Source organism: Yinghuangia soli, from assembly GCF_021502675.1.
In the GTDB taxonomy this organism is placed as follows: Bacteria; Actinomycetota; Actinomycetes; order Streptomycetales; family Streptomycetaceae; genus Yinghuangia; species Yinghuangia soli.
The window spans coordinates 446,120-463,027 of record NZ_JAKFHA010000001.1; the positions used below are offsets into that span (position 1 = coordinate 446,120).

The 16,908-nt window shown below is 73.3% G+C and carries 14 protein-coding genes; 1 reads left to right on the plus strand and 13 read right to left on the minus strand.

Annotated elements, in window-relative coordinates; genetic code table 11:
- Positions 1-96: 96 nt before the first annotated feature.
- From LZ495_RS01870 to LZ495_RS01905, 8 genes are read right to left on the minus strand one after another with little or no spacing between them, the layout of a single operon-like run.
- On the minus strand, positions 97-1,680 hold the full coding sequence (locus LZ495_RS01870; RefSeq protein WP_235050039.1) for an AMP-binding protein: 1,584 nt from the start codon (positions 1,678-1,680) through the stop codon (positions 97-99).
- Entirely contained in the window at positions 1,677-3,185 is a 1,509-nt protein-coding gene (locus LZ495_RS01875; protein ID WP_235050040.1) for a class I adenylate-forming enzyme family protein, read from the minus strand. Before LZ495_RS01875 ends, LZ495_RS01870 begins: the two co-directional genes overlap by 4 nt.
- On the minus strand, positions 3,176-3,997 hold the full coding sequence (locus LZ495_RS01880) for an enoyl-CoA hydratase/isomerase family protein (RefSeq protein ID WP_235050041.1): 822 nt from the start codon (positions 3,995-3,997) through the stop codon (positions 3,176-3,178). The genes LZ495_RS01875 and LZ495_RS01880 overlap by 10 nt, the downstream gene beginning before the upstream one ends.
- Positions 3,994-4,749 carry an enoyl-CoA hydratase/isomerase family protein gene (locus tag LZ495_RS01885; RefSeq protein WP_235050042.1) on the minus strand — a complete coding sequence of 252 codons (756 nt, stop codon included), beginning with the start codon at positions 4,747-4,749 and terminating at the stop codon, positions 3,994-3,996. Before LZ495_RS01885 ends, LZ495_RS01880 begins: the two co-directional genes overlap by 4 nt.
- 3 nt (positions 4,750-4,752) lie before the next feature.
- Positions 4,753-6,048, minus strand: a complete 1,296-nt coding sequence (locus tag LZ495_RS01890; RefSeq protein WP_235050043.1) for an acyl-CoA dehydrogenase family protein — start codon at positions 6,046-6,048, stop codon at positions 4,753-4,755.
- Between the two features lie 7 nt (positions 6,049-6,055).
- A complete protein-coding gene (locus tag LZ495_RS01895; protein ID WP_235050044.1) occupies positions 6,056-6,898 on the minus strand; it encodes an enoyl-CoA hydratase/isomerase family protein in 843 nt (280 codons plus the stop codon).
- On the minus strand, positions 6,895-8,214 hold the full coding sequence (locus LZ495_RS01900; protein ID WP_235050045.1) for a hotdog family protein: 1,320 nt from the start codon (positions 8,212-8,214) through the stop codon (positions 6,895-6,897). Before LZ495_RS01900 ends, LZ495_RS01895 begins: the two co-directional genes overlap by 4 nt.
- A gap of 58 nt (positions 8,215-8,272) precedes the next feature.
- A complete protein-coding gene (locus LZ495_RS01905; protein ID WP_235050046.1) occupies positions 8,273-9,472 on the minus strand; it encodes an acyl-CoA dehydrogenase family protein in 1,200 nt (399 codons plus the stop codon).
- Positions 9,473-9,585: 113 nt separating this feature from the next.
- On the opposite strand from LZ495_RS01905, the gene LZ495_RS01910 reads away from it, so the two are divergent.
- Positions 9,586-11,955 carry a beta-propeller domain-containing protein gene (locus tag LZ495_RS01910; protein WP_235050047.1) on the plus strand — a complete coding sequence of 790 codons (2,370 nt, stop codon included), beginning with the start codon at positions 9,586-9,588 and terminating at the stop codon, positions 11,953-11,955.
- A 91-nt stretch (positions 11,956-12,046) separates the two neighbouring features.
- Here the strand turns inward: LZ495_RS01910 and LZ495_RS01915 are convergent, their stop codons facing one another.
- The 5 genes from LZ495_RS01915 to LZ495_RS01935 form a co-directional block, all read right to left on the minus strand.
- Positions 12,047-12,382 (minus strand): hypothetical protein, encoded by a 336-nt coding sequence (locus tag LZ495_RS01915; protein ID WP_235050048.1) that lies wholly within the window; start codon positions 12,380-12,382, stop codon positions 12,047-12,049.
- A complete protein-coding gene (locus LZ495_RS01920) occupies positions 12,379-13,680 on the minus strand; it encodes an amidohydrolase family protein (protein ID WP_235050049.1) in 1,302 nt (433 codons plus the stop codon). Before LZ495_RS01920 ends, LZ495_RS01915 begins: the two co-directional genes overlap by 4 nt.
- 58 nt (positions 13,681-13,738) lie before the next feature.
- Positions 13,739-14,656 carry an alpha/beta fold hydrolase gene (locus LZ495_RS01925; protein WP_235050050.1) on the minus strand — a complete coding sequence of 306 codons (918 nt, stop codon included), beginning with the start codon at positions 14,654-14,656 and terminating at the stop codon, positions 13,739-13,741.
- Between the two features lie 135 nt (positions 14,657-14,791).
- Entirely contained in the window at positions 14,792-16,000 is a 1,209-nt protein-coding gene (locus LZ495_RS01930) for an acetyl-CoA C-acetyltransferase (RefSeq protein WP_235050462.1), read from the minus strand.
- A 52-nt stretch (positions 16,001-16,052) separates the two neighbouring features.
- The gene (locus LZ495_RS01935; RefSeq protein ID WP_235050051.1) at positions 16,053-16,817 is read right to left on the minus strand and encodes a FadR/GntR family transcriptional regulator; all 765 of its coding nucleotides are present in this window, start codon (positions 16,815-16,817) and stop codon (positions 16,053-16,055) included.
- Positions 16,818-16,908 lie beyond the last annotated feature (91 nt).

Genomic DNA, 16,908 nt, shown 5'->3' on the forward strand with positions numbered 1-16,908 from the left:
GTCCGGAGAACCCCTGAACGGTCGGTTCCGGCGCAATCCTCAGGGTTTTTCCGGAAGGTTTGCGTCCGTTTGTGTATGCACCCGGGGCACGAACGGTCAATTGCGGTCGCGATAGGCGGCTCTGAGCTCCGTCTTCTGCACCTTCCCGGTCGCGTTGCGCGGCAGCGTGGCGACCACCTCGATGGTCCGCGGCACCTTGAAGTTGGCGAGCCGCTCGCGCAGCCAGGCACCGATCTCGTCGGCGTCCGCGGCCGCTCCGGGCTTGGCGATCACGTACGCCCGGCCCACCTCGCCGAGGCGGGCGTCCGGCACGCCGATGACCGCGGCCTCGGAGACCGCCGGGTGCCGGGCCATGACCTGCTCGACCTCGGCCGGGGACACGTTGAAGCCGCCCACGATGAACAGGTCCTTGAGCCGGTCGGTGATGGCGAGGTTGCCGCGCGCGTCCAGGTGGCCGATGTCGCCGGTGTGCAGCCAGCCGTCCAGGTCGACCGCGGCCGAGGTGGCCTCCGGGTCGTCGAGGTAGCCGTGCGTCACGTTGTAGCCGCGCACCCAGATCTCGCCGGGCTCGCCGGCCGGCCGGTCGCGGCCGTCCGGGCCGACCACCTTGACCTCGACGGACGGCAGCGCGCTGCCGCTGGTCGCGGCGACCGTCGCGGGGTCGTCGTCGTCCCGGCACATGGTCGCGGTGCCGTGGCACTCGGTGAGCCCGTAGGCGGTGATGAAGTTCTCGAACGGCAGTTCCGCCTTGCAGCGCTCCACCAGCCGGACCGGGACCACCGCGGCCCCGGTCGCGGCGAGGCGCAGTGAGGACAGGTCGTGGCGGGCGCGGTCCGGGTGGTCGAGGAGTGCCGCGAACACCGTCGGGGCGCCGATCAGCACGCTGACCTTGAGCCGGTCGACGAGCGCGAGCACCTCCCCCGGGTCGAAGACCGCGAGCGGCAGGATCGCCGCGCCCCGGGTCAAGCAGGACAGCACGGCCGACTGCCCGCCCATGTGGAAGAACGGCAGCGGCACGAGGTAGCGGTCGCCCTCCTGGATGCCCCAGATCCCGGAGTACGCGGCATAGAGGCGGACCAGGGCCCGGTGGTGCAGCAGGACGCCCTTGGGTGCGCCGGTGGTCCCCGAGGTGAAGATGATGTGCGAGGTGTCCGTCGGCCGGATGGAGTCGAGTACGGCGAGGGCGTGGTCGTCGGTCATGCGCTCGGCCTCGGCGAGGAAGCCCTCCCAGGAGAGCGGCGCGGGCGCCGCTTCGGGGGCCGCGTCGCCGACGTCGGCGGTGAGCCGCAGCGCGGGCAGCCCGGACGGCCCGGCCGCCTTGGCCAGTTCGCCGACGTAGTCGTAGCCCAGGAAGCCCTGGTGCACGAACAGCATGACGGCCTGCGAGCGGCGCAGCAGGTCGGCGGCCTCGGCGCCGCGGTAGCGGGTGTTGACGGTGACGACGGTGCCGCCGGCGGTGAGGACGCCGAGTGCGGCGATGAGCCAGCGTGCCGAGTTCGGTGCCCAGATCGCCACCCGGTCTCCCGGCTCCAGCCCGCGGGCTTCCGCGGCGCGGGCGAACCGCATGACCTCGTCTGCGAGTTGCCGGAAGCTGAGCACGGTGTCGCCGTCCACCACGGCCTCGGCGTCCTCGTAGCGGTCCGCTGCGGTCCGGACCAGGTGCGCGACGGTCTGCTTCATGCCTGTCTCCGTCCGAGGGCCGCGAGTTCGCCGGTCAGGACCTTGCCCGCTTCGTTGCGGGGCAGGGCGTCCACGGTGACATACCGGGCCGGAGCCTTGAAGGGGGCGAGGTGGGTCCGGCACCACGCGTCCAGGTCGGCAACGTCCGCTGTGTGCCCGGGAGTCGGCACGATGAAGGCGTACGGCACCTCGCCGAGACGGGGGTCGGGCATCCCGACGACGGCGGCGTCCGCGACGCCCGGGGCCAGTCGGAGGACTTCGGCGACCTCGGCGGGGAAGACCTTCAGACCGCCGCGGTTGATCATGTCCGAGACCCGGCCGTCGATCCACAGGAAGCCCTCGGCGTCCACCCGGCCGATGTCGCCGGTACGGAACCAGCCGTCCGGGCCCAGGCGTTCGGCCAGCGCGGTGCCGTCCGCGTAGCCGGCCGCGAGTGCCGGGGTGCGCACCCACAGCTCGCCCGACGCGCCGCACGGGAGTTCGGTGCCGTCGGCGTCCGCCACGCGCAGCGCGACTCCGTCGTGGGGCCGGCCCACCGCGCCGAGCTTCTCCTCGCCGTAGGCGCGGGCGTCCGCGGCGTTCCAGCCCACGATCTCGCCGCCGATCTCGGTCTGCCCGTAGCAGTTGAGCACGGTGATGCCGAAGCGGTCGCGGAACCGCCGGGCCTGGAACGGGGACAGCGGTGCGGTGATGCTGCGCACGTACCGCAGCGGGGCGAGGTCGGCGACCGCCGGGTCGTCGGCGAGCATCACCATGGCGGCCGGCGGCAGGACGACGGACCGGATCCCGAAGCGCCGGACGTAGGCGGTGAAGCGGGCGGTGTCGAAGTGCTCCATGAGGATCACGGGCGCGCCGACGCGGAAGGCGAAGAGCACGTTGTAGATGCCCGCCCACAGCGACATCGAGGTGGGGATGAGGTTGGGCATCGGCTCGGCGGGCCGGGTGCGGGCGCGGCCGACCAGCCGGTCGAGGACCGGTTCGAGGAGGGCGGAGATGCCGCTGTGCCGGAGCAGGACGGGCTTGGGGCGGCCGGTGGTCCCGGAGGTGAACTGGATCAGGGCGGTGTCGGCGTCGTGCGCGGGTGCCCGGGGGTCGGCCAGGGCGTCGGGCGGCAGCCAGCGGTACGCGGACCGGACCACCTCCGGGACCGCGACGACGACCGGCCGGCCCGGGAAGCGCCAGGCGCGCGTGGGGTCCGTGACGACCAGCGCCGGGCGGACCGCCGCCAGGACGCGGTCCACTTCGGCGTCCGTCAGGCGCGGGTTGAGCGGGACGTAGACGGCGTCGGCCAGCCACACCCCGAACAGTGCCGCGACCGCGTCCGCTCCGTCGCCGGGCATGACCGCGACGGCCTGGCCGGTGCGCACCCCGGCGGACCGCAGCACGGCGGCGAGCGCGTGTGCGCCGTCCCGCAGCGCGGCTCGGGACACTTCGCGCGTGTCGGTGTGGATCGCGACGGTGGTGGCGTCGTCGTCGCGGGCGGCGAGCAGTTCGGTCAGGCGCATCCCGCACCGTCCGGCGGAGCCCACTTCGGTTCGCGCTTCTCGGCGAAGGCGCGCGGGCCTTCCTCCTGGTCCGGGTGCCCCCACATGGACACCAGCTCCTTCGCGCCGGCCCGGCAGGCCTCGGTCAGGCCGGTCTCCAGCGCGCCCCAGAGCGCGCGTTTGGTGGCGGCCATCGCGGCGGGCGAGTTTCGAGCGATCTTCTCGCCGAGCTCCTGGGCCGCCTCGCGCAGCCGCTCGGGCGGGTCGACGACCTCGCCGACCATGCCGAGTTCGTACGCGCGCTGCGCGGACATCCGCTCGTGCCGGCCGGTCAGCGCCATCCGCATGACCGCCTCGAACGGCATCTTGCGCAGCAGCCCGATCGCCTCGATCGCCACGACCTGGCCGACCGACACGTGGGGGTCGAAGAACTGCGCGTCGGAGGCCGCCAGCACGATGTCCGCATCGGCGACCCAGTGGAACGCGCCGCCCGCGCACAGCCCGTTCACCGCGGTGATCACCGGCTTGGCGACCCCTTGGTGCCACGCAGTGAAGTGGACGTCGAACTCCTCCATCGACTGCCGGTACCGCTCCATCCCGACCCCGTCGCCGGCGATCTCCGCGACGTCCACGCCGGTCTGGAACGCCCGGCCTTCACCGGTGTGCACGATGACCCGCACCTCGGGGTCGGCATCCAGCACCTGCCAGGCCACCGCGAATTCGTCGCGCATCGCGTTGTTCATCGCGTTCAGCCGGTCGGGCCGGTTGTTGATCAACCAACCGACCGGACCGCGCCGTTCCAGCTTGAGGTGCTCGAGTTCCGGGTACGTCACGTCGCCTTCCCTCCCACGCCGGGCTGTTCCAGGGCCTGCCACAGCGCCGCCTTGGCGGCGGCCAGTCGTTCGGGCGGGTGCCGGGCGATGGTCTCGGCCAGCGCCTGGGCCGCCTCGGTCAGGCTCTCGGGCGGGTCGACCACCTCGCCCACCATGCCCAGTTCGTACGCCCGCTGCGCGGTGATGCGTTCGTGGCGGCCGGCCAGCACCATCCGCATGACCGGTTCGAACGGCATGCGTCGGGCCAGGGTGACCGCTTCGGCGGCGGAGACCTGGCCGACGGTGACGTGCGGGTCGAGGAAGACCGCCGCGGAGGACGCGATGACCACGTCGGCGTCCGCGACGAAGTGCAGTCCGCCGCCCGCGCAGATGCCGTTGACCGCGGCGATCACCGGTTTGCGGACCTTGTTGTGATGGGCCGTCAGCCGCAGTTCGGAGCGTTTGGTGCGCCGGGACTGCTCGCGGAGCGCGGCGGGGTCGCGGGCGAGCTGGGCGACGTCCAACCCGGTCTGGAAGGCCTTCCCGCGGCCGGTGTTCACGATCACCCGGACCGCCGGGTCGTCATCCAACTCGCGCCAGGCGTATTCGAGTTCGTCGAGCATCGCGGCGTCCATGGCATTGCCCTGCGCGGGCCGGTCGAACACCAGCCAGCCGACCGGGCCGCGGCGTTCGACGGCGAGCCGGGTGTAGGTGCGCGGCGCGGCCCCGGCGGAACCGGCGGACGGGGACGGTGAGGCGGGCGAGGCGGTCATCGGTCAGCTCCTCGGCACGTCGCGCCAGGGGGTGTCCAGCCACGGGTCGGGTTCGCGCGGCAGGCCCAGCACCCGCTCGGCGAGGATGTTCCGGTTGACCTCGGACGTCCCGCCTTCGATGGTGTTGGCCCGGCTGCGCAGCATGCCGCGGACCTCGTGCGGCAGCGCCTCCTCGTACGTGTCCGCATCGGATTCCCAGGCCTGCCCGAAGGCGCCGAGGAGTTCGGCGGCCATCGCCTGCATGCGCTGGTTGAGTTCGCCTTGGTGGACTTTGCCGATCGAGCTCGCGGGGCCGGGTGCGCGGCCCGCCTTGACGCCGTCGCGCACGCGTTCGTTGGTCCAGGCCCGGATGCGCTCCTCGCTGTAGAGGCGCATGAGTTCCTGGCGTACGACGGGGTCGGTCCAGCCGCCGGGGCGGCCTTCGGCGCTGATCCGCCGGGCCAGGGCGACGAGGTGCCCGACGCCGGAGCCGCCGATGCGGTCCACGCCGCCCGAGCCGGCCCCGGAGACCATCTGGCGCTCGCCGGAGAGCGTCGCGCCGGCCACCTTCCAGCCGTCGCCGACCGCGCCGATCCGGTAGGCGTCCGGTACGTGGGCGCGGTCGAGGAACACCTCGCTGAATTCGGCCTCGCCGGCCATGGTCCGCAACGGCCTTATCTCGAGGCCGGGTTGGCGCAGGTCGATGAGGAAGTACGTGAGGCCCTTGCGTTTGGTGCGGTCCGGATCGGTCCGCGCCAGCAGCACGCCGAAGTCCGCCCGGAACCCCCAGGTCGTCCAGACTTTCTGGCCGGTGACCGCCCAGTCGCCGGCCGCGTCGCGTTCCGCGCGGGTGGCGAGCGAGGCGAGGTCGGAGCCGGCGCCGGGCTCGCTGAACAGCTGGCACCAGAACTCCTCGTTGCGCACGATCGGCGGCAGGAAGCGCAGCTTCTGCGCCTCGGTGCCGTGCGCGAACAGCGCGGGGGCCGCGTTGCCGAGGCCGAGCGGGTTGAGGCGGCCGAGGTTGTACGGCCGCAGCACGGCGTCCGCGGCGCGGGCCTCCTCGCGGGTCAGGCCGAGGCCGCCGTACTCCGGTTCCCAGGTGGGTGCGACCAGTCCGGAGCGGCCGAACACCGGGTACCAGGACTCGTATGCGCTGCGCGGGCGGACCGCGCGGATCGCCGCCCGGCCATGTGCGGCGGCGTCGATCCAGGCGGCCGGGACGTACGCCTCGACCCAGGCGCGGACCGCGCGGGCGACGTGCGCGACCCGGCTGCGGTCCGGGAGCAGCAGTTTGCCGTCGGCGTCGACGAGGTCGGCCACGTCCGGGTCACCGGCCTTCGAACGCGGCCGGGCGCTTGCCGGTGAAGGCGGCCATGCCCTCGCGGAAGTCGTGGCTGCGCGAGGAGAGTTCCATGGCGAAGCCCTCGTCCCGGAGCTGCTGTTCCAGCGTCGCGGAGTTGCCGTTGTGCAGCAGCCACTTGGTCAGGCCGAGGGCGACGGTCGGTCCGCTCGCGAGCCCGGCGGCCACCTCGGCGGCGGCCTTGTCCAGGCCGGATTCGGGGACGACGCGGTCGACGAGCCCCCACTCCTCTGCGGTGCGGGCGTCGACGCGGTCGCCGAGCAATAGCATCTTGCGGGCCCGGACTTCGCCGATGCGGCGCGGGAGCAGCCAGGTCATGCCGCTGTCCGGGGTGAAGCCGCGGTCCGAGAACGGGGCCCAGAAGCGTGCGTCGTCGGCGGCGACGGTCACGTCCGCGGCGAGTGCCAGGGCGAGGCCGATGCCGGCCGCCCAGCCGCGTACCGCGCACACGATGGGGACCTGCACGGTCAGCATGAGCGGGATGAGGCGGTGGGCCTGGGACGGGAGGCGGCGCTGGATGCTGCCGACGCGCGGCTTGGCGCCCGCCCCCTGGGTCTCCTCGGCGGCATTGCGCTGGACGATGTCGGCGCCGGTGCAGAAGTGCGCGCCGCGGGCGGCGAGGAGGACGGCGCGGACCGCCTCGTCGCGGCCGGCGGCGTCGAGGGCGTCGATGAGCCCGGCGACCATGGTGTCGTCGAGGGCGTTGCGCTTGGCGGTCCGGTCGAGGGTCAGGTGCAGGATGCCGGTCGCGGGGTCGAGGGCGATGTCGAGGCCGGGGACGGGGGTGCCGCCGAAAGGTGCGCCGGTCATGCAGGGCCGTCCTCTCCGCCGGCCGGGCCGGCGTCCTCGACTGCCGCGGTGCGGTCGCGTTCGGCGAACCGGGCGGCGGCGGCTTCCAGGGCGCGGGCCAGGCTGCTGCCGGTGCCGTCGCCGGCTCCGGGGGGCGCGCCGGGCGGGTCCGGCAGGCGTACCTCGCCGTGCTCGCGGCTGGGCAGCAGGATGGTGGCGTGGCCGGGCGTGGTGGTCTCGCCGCGCTGGTTGACCGCGGCGATGTCCAGGTCGACGGCCGGGCGTCCGCCGTCCGCAAGGTACTTGCGGGTCACGGTGCCGCGCAGCCACTGCGTGTCGCCCGTGTAGTTGAACGCCCGGAACTCGCAGTCCAGCTTCCACAGCCAGGCGTCGTCGCCCATCCAGTCGGTGCACAGGTGGATGAGCCAGTTCTCCCGCATGCGGCCGTAGTCGAAGGTGCTCGCGTTGCCGGAGCGCTTGGCGAACTCCGGGTCCCAGTGGATGCGCTGCAGGACGTCGGGGATGCCCTGCGGGTCGCGGTGGTAGAAGCGCGGGATGCGGCGGCGGTTGGCGGCGCCGAGCCGCAGCGCCTTGACGCCGTACATTCCCATGCCCATGCCGACGTGCCAGCAGACCAGGTCGGTGACCGTGAACGGGCCCTTGACCAACGGGCCGACGGAGTCGCCGACTTCGACGTCCTCCCACCAGCGGGGCTGGGCGCCGCGCGGCCGCTCGGCGGCGTACTGCGCGTCGATCGCCGCGATGTCCGCCTCGGTGTACGTGGCGAGTTCGACGTCCTTCTCGCGCGCCTTGCCGCGCGCCTTGCCGCGTTCGGTGCGGATCATCAGGCGGTACTGGGCGCTCAGCAGCGTGCCGGTGTCGTCGCCGAAGACCTGCCCGGTCCACTCGTGTACGGCCCGCTCGGCGAAGGCGCTGGCCTTGTCGTGCACGCCGACCAGCGCGTTGCGGCGCCGGACGCGGCGGTTCGGCAGCAGCGGCGCCCACCATTCGCGCATGCTCGCCGAGTAGAAGGCGTGCACGCCGCGCAGCGGGTCGCCCTTCATCAGCGCGCGGTGCTCGTCGGCGACCTCCCGGACCTCGTCCTCGCCGACGAGGGTGTCGCCGCCGGCGAGTGCGGGCGGCGCGATGGGGCTCTTCCACCGGGTCTCGGGACCGTAGTCCGGGTCGCACCACAGCGGGTTGTCGTCGCCGTACGACTCGGCCACGTGCCGGAAGGCGTCGGTGCCCGGCAGCAGGTAGTGCGGGGGTGCGGTGTGCGGTTCCGGGATGCCGATCCGGGCGCGGAGCCGGTCGATCGCGTCATCCGTGATGGGCATCGCTTACCTCCGCCGGGGACGGGTGCGCCGCAAGGCTATCTTTATAATGATTGCAGTATCAAGGGTGCTGCTCGTCCAGCAAGGCGGCCATGCGGGCGCGGTGCGCGGCAGGCGGGTCGAACAGTTCGCGCGTCGACCGGGCGCGTTTGAGGTACAGGTGCGCGGAGTGCTCCCAGGTGAAGCCGATGCCGCCGTGCAGTTGCACGGCCTCCTGGGCCGCGTGCACGTACGCCTCCGCGCAGTACGCCTTGGCGAGCGAGGCCACCAGCGGGAGTTCGGGGTCTCCGCAGGCCCACGCCCCGAGTGCGCGGTAGGCCGCCGAGTGCGCGGACTCCACCTGCACGAGTACGTCGGCGAGCTTGTGCTTGACGGCCTGGAACGACCCGATCGGCCGGCCGAACTGGACGCGCGTGCGGGCGTAGTCGGCCGTGGTGTCCAGCAGGAAGCGGGCGCCCGCGGCCTGCTCGGCGCACAGCAGCACAGCAGCCATGTCGAGGACGTGGCCGACCAGCGGTTCCGCGGCGCCGGCGGACTCGAGGCGCCGGGCGGGGGTCCGGTCGAAGGCGATGCCTGCCTGGCGCCGGGTCAGGTCCAGCGTGGCGAGCCGACGGCGCGTCAGCCCGGCTGCCCGGTCCGGGTGTTCGACGACGAAGAGGCTGCTGCCGCTGGGCGTGTCGGCGGCCACCAGCAGCAGGTCGGCGGCCATGCCGTCGGTCACACAGGTCTTGGCGCCGGTCAGCAGCCAGCGGCCTTCGGCATCGGGCTCCGCGGTGGTGGCGTACGCGTCGCGGCGCCAGCGGCCGTCCGCTTCGGCGACCGCGACCGTCGCGACGGTCTCCCCCGCGGCGATCCCGGGCAGGTACGCCGCGCACGCCTCGGTGTCCCCCGAGGCCACCAGAGCCTGCGCGGCGAGCATCGTGGAGAAATAGGGCGCGCAGCAGAGCGCCCGGCCCAGCTCGGCGCAGGCGACGCCGAGTTCCTCGATGCCGCCCGCTCCCCCGTACGCCTCGGGGATCGCGAGCCCGGTCAGGCCGAGCTCGCCGGACAGCCGCCGCCACAGTGCGGGGTCGTGCCCGGATCCGCTCTCCATGGCTGCGCGTACTGAGGCTTCCGGTGCGTGCTCGGCGAGGAAGGCGCGCACGACGCGGCCCAGCTCCGCGCGCTCCTCGGCACTCCCGTCCGAGGCACGGGCGGACGAGGAGGGCGGGGAGGACTGGGACTGCGAGGAGGATGCGGATTCGGTGTTCCGGGGTGCCACGGTCAGGTCTCCTCGGTCGGGTCCGTCAGGGGCTTCGGTACGCGGGAGAACCGGCGCGGAAATCGGCCGCCCCGGACACGGAACCGAAACCCGGTCCGCTCCGTCCCACCGCCATGCGAATCGACGACGGCACTCTCGGACCGGCCGGGACGCCCCCGGGCCGGCCTCCTGTCCTGTCCGGCCGCCGCACGCGCGGCCAAGCGCTGGCGGCCCTGCTCCTGTGCGGGGGCCTGGTCGCGGCCGGCTGCACGTCCTCGGACAAGCCCGACGCCTCGCCGGGTGCGACCACCCCCGTCCCCGGGGGCACGAGCACCTTGACCGGCGAGGCGGGCGCGATCCGGGCCAAGATGATGCGGCTCAGCACGTACAACTCGTGCGACGCGCTGCTGACCGACTTCCGGAAGGCCGCCCTGGCCCGCTCGAAGCAGACGTTCCTGGAGAGCGGCGACATGGCCGCCGCGGCACCCGCCATGCCGGGTGCGGCCCCGCCCGGATCGGGCTTCACCGGCGGCGGCACCACCGGCGGCGAGCGGAGCCTGCAGCAGGACGCCGCGGGCAAGTCCGGAGCCGGGGCCGCAGAGGCCCCCGCCGCGGCCGCGCCGAACGGCGGCACCCAGCCCAGCGGCGCGCCCGGGTACTCCGGCACGAACACCCATGAGCAGGGTGTCGACGAGCCGGATCTGGTCAAGACCGACGGCAAGCGGCTGCTCACCGTCGCGGACGGCACGCTGCGGGTCTTCGACGCGGCCGGCCGCACGCAGACCGGCAAGCTGGCGCTGCCCGGCGGCCGCGCAAGCGAGATGCTGCTGTCCGGGGACCGTGCGCTGCTCATCCTGCCGGGCGGCAACGTGGCGTACGACGGCGGTCCGGGCATGCCGGTGCCGATGCCGGGCGACGCCACCACACGGTCCTCCAAGGACGCCATGGGCCCCGACCGGGCCCGCATGGTCCTCGTCGACATCTCGGGCGCGCCGCGCATCCTGGGCGAACTCGCGGTGGACGGCGGCTACGTGGACGCCCGCCAGATCGGCACGACCGCGCGCGTCGTCGTCCGCTCCTTCCCGCGCGTCCCGGTCCCCGAGAATTTCAAGGGCGACTACCAGAAGGCGTACGAGACGGCGGTCGGCAAGACCACCGTGGACAACTGGCTCCCGGCCTACACCCTCACGTCCGGCGGCCAGAGCAGCTCCGGGCGCCTGGTGGACTGCAACGCGGTGAGCCGCCCGGACACCGAGCCCGGCGCCCCCGGCCACTCGGGTGCCTCGACGCTTTCGGTGCTGTCCTTCGACCTGACGCGCGACCTGGGCACCGGGAGCCCGGTCACGGTCGCCGCGGACGCGGACACCGTGTACGCGTCCGCCTCGAACCTGTACGTGGCGTCGAACTACTACACCGTGCCGGGTACTTCCCGGCAGTCGATGGTCATGACGCCGCCGCGGACCGCGATCTACCAGTTCGACATCTCCGGGTCCGGGCAGCCCAAGCACGTCGCCTCCGGCGACGTCGAGGGCACGCTGCTCAACCAGTACTCGCTGTCCGAGTACGACAAGCACCTGCGGGTGGCCACCACCGCGCAGATCTTCGCCCCGCCGCCCTCGGCCCAGGGCACTACCGGCTCTGTCTCGACCTCGACGGGCGGCTCGGGCAAGGACAAGTCCACCGGCACCGGCGTGAAGCCGGGCCGCGGTCCGGCCGGTGCGGCCGAGCGGATCGCTCCCGTGCCGACGAGCACCGAGAGCGCGGTCACCGTCCTGGAGCGCAAGGGCGGCGACCTGGTCCAGGTCGGCCGGGCCGGCGGCCTCGGGCGCGGCGAACGCATTTACGCGGTCCGTTTCGTGGGCCCGGTCGGGTATGTGGTGACCTTCCGCCAGACCGACCCGCTGTACACCCTCGATCTGGCCGTCCCGACCGCCCCCAAGGTGCTCGGCGAGCTCAAGATCAACGGCTACTCGGCTTACCTGCACCCGCTGGAGGGCGGCAAGCTCATCGGCGTCGGGCAGGACGCGACGGACACCGGCCGGCGCACCGGGACGCAGGTGTCGCTGTTCGACGTGGCCAACCTCGCGGACCCGAAGCGGATCGCGAACTACACGGTGGCGATGGGCAATTCCGAGGCCGAGATGGACCCGCACGCCTTCCTGTACTGGCCCGCGACCGGGATCCTCGTCATCCCGCTGCAGACCGTCGGCGCTCCCGGCAGCGGGTCGGCCTCCAACGGAAGCAGCACCGGCGGCAGCACCGGCGGCTCGGGCCCCGCGCAGATCGCCCCGGACCGCGCCTACGCGCCGTCCTCGCAGGCGCTGGTCCTCAAGCTGCAAGGCGGCTCCTTCACCGAGGTGGGCAAGATCCAGCACCCGGGCGGCTACAGCCAGATGCGCCGCTCCGTGGTGATCGGCGACGACCTGTGGACGGTGTCCACGAAGGGCGTCATGGTCAACGGGCTCGGCGACCTGGCGCAGCGCGCCTGGGTGCCGTTCAGCTGACCGGCCGCACGGGGGTACGCCGGGGCCGGGAGCACTGCTCCCGGCCCCGGCGCCGCCTATGCCCCGGTTCCCCGGAATCAGGGCCGGGCGGTCAGTCGCTCGCCGGAAGTGCCTTGGCCTCCTTGACCACCAGCGGTTCGCGGCCGTCCGCGAGGGTGCCCGTGCCGGCTTTGGTCACCAGGATCTCGAAGGTCTCGTCGGCGGCGAGCGTGTACCGCTTGCCGAGCAGTGCGCCGCCGGCCAGGTCCGGTTCGGGGGCCAGGCCGCCCGGGGGTTCGGCGTCGATGCCGAGCATCGGCAGGCCCCCGCAGGTCAGGTCCACCGCCGCGGCGGGCGGCCGGACGACGATCACTTCGGCGGTGCACACCTGGCTGCGCAGCCGGGCGCCGGTCCGGATCGGTGCCCGGGTGCTGTCGGTTTCGGTCACGTGCTGCTCCTCGGGGGCGCCGCGGACGCGGCGCCGGTCAGGCGGTTCCAGCTCTCCAAGTCCCGCTGCCCGGCCGGGCGGCCGACGCGGGTGACGGTGTCGACATCGCCCGCCTCGGCGCGCAGCGCGGCGACCGTGCAGCGCTCGCGGGGCCGTACGGCGAACGGGTCGAAGCGGTAGTGCCGCAGCGCGTTGCGGTGCGTGATGCCGTCCACGAGGTCGTCCGGCAGGTCCTTGAAGAGCGTCTCCAGCTCTTCCGGCGCATGCGGCCAACTGCTGTCGGAGTGCGGGTAGTCCGACTCCCAGCAGACGTTGTCGGTGTTGAAGTGGTGCAGCAGGTCGACGCCGACCGCGTCGCTGATGAAGCAGCACAGCATGTGCTTGCGGAAGATCTCGGCGGGCCCCGAAACCCCCTCGGGGAAGGCCGCCTTGGTCCAGCCGGAGTGCCGGCGCTGGACGTGCTCGGCGCGCCACAGGAAGTACGGAATCCACCCGATGTCGCCCTCGGTGAGCGAGAAGCGCAGGTCGGGGAAGCGGTGCCAGATGTCCGCCCAGATCAGTTCGACGAGCGAGAACGTCGACATCACCGACGACAGCGTCATGTTGACGCTCGCGGGCGCGTCGGACGAGGACGGGGCCCGGCGCGAGGACGAACCCACGTGCAGGCACAGCACGGTGCCCTCGTCGCAGGCGGCCGCGAACAGCGGGTCCCAGTAGCGGGTGTGGATGCTGGGCAGTTGCAGCGCCTCGGGGTTCTCCGAGAAGGTCACCGCGTGCACGCCCTTGGCGGCCAGCCGGCGCAGTTCGGCGGCCGCGTGCTCGACGTCGTACAGCGGCAGGATGCCGCACGGGATGAACCGCTCGGGGTACGCCCCGCACCATTCGTCGACGTGCCAGTCGTTGTAGGCGCGGATCATCACCTCGTTGACGGCGCGGTCCGGGCCCTGCCACAGCACCTGCCCGGAAAAGCCGGTGAAGTTGGGGAAGTTGAGGCCGGCGAGCTGGCCGCCGGCGCTCATGTCCCGGACCCGTTCGTGCACGTCGTAGCAGCCGGGGCGCATCTCGTCGTAGCGGCTGGCGTCGATGTTGAACATCTCGGGCGGCTTGCCGGCCACCGCGTTGAGGCCGAGGTCGCGGCCGCGGGCGTCGCCGTACATCCACTGCTGGACGCCGTCGTCGCGCACCACGACGCGCGGGGCCCGGTCGCGGTAGCGCGCCGGGACGTGGGCGTCGAACATCGTGGCCGGCTCACAGATGTGGTCGTCCACGCTGACGAGGATCAGGTCGTCCTTGCGCACGACTGCCTCCAGGCACTTATTTCTCTATCTTTATAAGAATAGGAATGCCCGGCCGATGCTAGCCGTTGGCGGCAACGGAGTCGAGGAGTCCGAGCAGCGCTCCGGCGAACACGTCGTTGTCGTCGCCGACCACCATGTGGCCCGCGTCCGCGACGTCGGCGAAGGTGGATCCGGGGATCAGGTCGAGCATTTCGTGCACCGCCTCCAGGCTCACCACGTCGGACTGGCGGCCGCGCACGACGAGGGTGGGCACCGCGATCTTGCGGGCCGCGTCGGCGAGGCGCTCCGGGGTGACGACCGGGCCGCGGCCGGTAGTGCCGCCCAGGCTGCCCATGAACTGCGGGTCCCAGTGCCAGTACCAGCGGCCGTCGGCGTGCTGCCGGACGTTGCGGGCCAGCTTGGCGTGGTCGGTCTGCCGGGGCCGGTCCGGCTGGTACTCGTGGAGCGCGTCGGCGACCTCGCCGAGGTCCGCGAAGCCGGCGCGGTGCGCGAGCATGAACGCGGCGATGCGGTCGGTGCCCTCCCGCTCGGTGCGGTGCGTGATGTCGACGAGCACCAGGCCGCGGGCGTACGCGTCGCCCTCCCCCTCGCCTTCGGCGATCAGCGAGATCCACCCGCCGAACGACGCGCCGACGAGGACCGGCGGGCGGCCCTGCTCGGCGGCCACCGCCCGGGACACCGCGCGCACGTCGGCGACGAACGCGTCGATGCTGTAGTCGCCGTCCGCCGACCAGTCGCTCTCGCCGTGCCCGCGCTGGTCGAGGGCGAGCGCGGTCCAGCCCTGCCCGGCCAGGGTGGCCGCGGAGCGCGTCCACGACCCGCGGGCCTGGCCGCCGCCGTGCAGCAGCAGGACGGTCCCGGCCGACCCGCCCTCCGGGTCCCACCGGTCGCCGACCACCTCGAGGGGGCCGCCGGCGTCGTTGCGGGAGCCGTATTCGGCGGCGTGGAACCGCACCTGACGGGGCGTCGGGGGCATGGCGACTCTCCTAGCGGTCGTACCGGCCCGCCCGGGGGGCGGGACGTAGCGGAACACAGGCGTACGCGGCCCCTGGGGCCCAGGGGCGTGCGCGCCGCATCTTCGCGCGCGGACTGCGAATGATCCATACGTGCGTCAGAGGAGTTCGAAGACGGCGGCGAGCCCTTGGCCGCCCCCTATGCACATGGTCTCCAGGCCGTAGCGGGCGTCGCGGCGCCGCATTTCGTGGAGCAGGGTGGCCAGGATGCGGCCGCCGGTGGCGCCGACCGGGTGGCCGAGGGAGATGCCCGAGCCGTTGACGTTGAGCCGGTCGAAGTCGGTGGCCCCGAAGCGCCATTCGCGGGTGCAGGCGAGGACCTGCGGGGCGAAGGCCTCGTTGAGTTCGATCAGGTCGATGTCGGCGAGGGCGAGCCCGGCGCGTTCGAGGGCGGCCGCGGTGGCCGGGACGGGGCCGATGCCCATGGTGGCGGGCGGGACGCCGGCGACGGCCCAGGAGACGAGGCGGGCGTAGGGGCGCAGTCCCAGGCGCTCGGCCTCGTCCCGGTGCGTGACCAGGCAGAGCGCCGCGCCGTCGTTCTGGCCGCTGGCGTTGCCCGCGGTGACGGTCGCGTCCGGGTCCTGACGGGACATCACCGGGCGGAGCCGGGCCAGGGTTTCGGGGGTGGTGTCGGCGCGGGGGTGCTCGTCGGTGTCGACGAGGACATCACCGGACCGGGCGGGCACGGTGACCGGGACGATCTCGTGCGCGAAGACGCCGGACTTCTGCGCGGCGACCGCGTTCATGTGCGAGCGGTAGGCCAGTTCGTCCTGCTCCTCGCGGCCGATGCCGTAGTCGCGGCGCAGGTTCTCGGCGGTCTCCAGCATGCCGCCGGGCACCGGGAAGTTCCGGCCGCCCGCGGTGACGCGGCCGCGGGCCAGGCCGTCGTGCAGGGCTATGCCGTCGCCGCGGGCGCCCCACCGCATCTGGGTGGAGTAGAAGGCGGTCTGGCTCATGCTCTCCGCGCCGCCCGCCAGCACGCGGTCGCTGATGCCGCCCGCGACCTGGAGTGCGGCGTACAGGACGGCCTGCAGGCCGGAGCCGCAGCGGCGGTCGACCTGGAGGCCGGTGACCTCGACCGGCAGGCCCGCATCGAGGGCGACCACACGGCCTATCGCGGGCGCCTCGCCGTTGGGGTAGCACTGGCCGAGCAGGACGTCGTCGATCCGGGCCGGGTCCAGTCCGGTGCGCCGGACGAGTTCGCGGGCCACGGTGGCGCCCAGTTCGGCGGCGGTGACGTCCCGGAAGACGCCGCCGTACCGGCCCACCGGCGTCCGCAGCGGCTCGCAGATGACCGCCTCGCGCATGAGCATGAACGTCCGCCTTCCCCGTCGGGCGGTCCGGGCCGGGCGCCTTGCCTCAGCGCACGAGCCGGGACCGTACTCTGCGGGCCGCGTCCTCGCGGCCCGTGTAGCGCTGCGTCGCATCGAGGTGGCGGCTCGCGATCCGCGCGGCGCGGGCCGCGTCGCCCGCCTCGATGGCGTCGACGAGCTTCTCGTGATCGCGCAGGCCCGCATCGAAGGCCTCCTGCGCGGTCTGCGCGCCGGCCGCCGAGGCCTCGCGCACCCATTCCTCTTCGTGCCGCGACCACACCTGCTCCAGGCCGCCGACGACCAGGGCGAGCGTGGCGTTGCCGCAGCCGTCGACCAGCACCTCGTGGAAACGCCGGGCGGCGTGGTTGAACGCGGGCGTGTCGCCGGTCATCTCGCGCTGTTCGGCGAGCACGTCGCGCAGCGCCGGGACGACCGTCGCGGACCGGTCCTCACGGCCCGCGCACAGCGCCGCGCAGATCGGTTCGAGTTCGAGCACCGCGGAGCCGAGGTCGGTCAGCGGGGCGCGCTCGGCCTCCAGGACGAGGGCCAGCGTGTACGCGACGCGCGCCGAGGTCGGCAGGTGCACGGTGCCGCCGCCGACGTTGCCGCGCCGCACGGTGACCAGGCCCTCGGTCTCCAAAATGCGCAGCGCCTCGCGCACCGAGGGGCCGCTCACGTTGAAGCGGGCCATGAGGTCTTCCTGCCGGGGCAGGCTCTCGCCCTGCCGCAGCCGACCGGCGAGGATCTCCTCGCGCAGATCGTCGGAGACCATCTCGGCCAGCCGGGGCTGGCGCATTTGCCGCTGACGCATGGGGTCCGTGCTTCCCGTCCGGAGGTTCTGCCAGGGGTCTATCTTGCTAAAGATAGTAAGGTCTGGACCCGCCGCGCCGACGCAGCTTGGG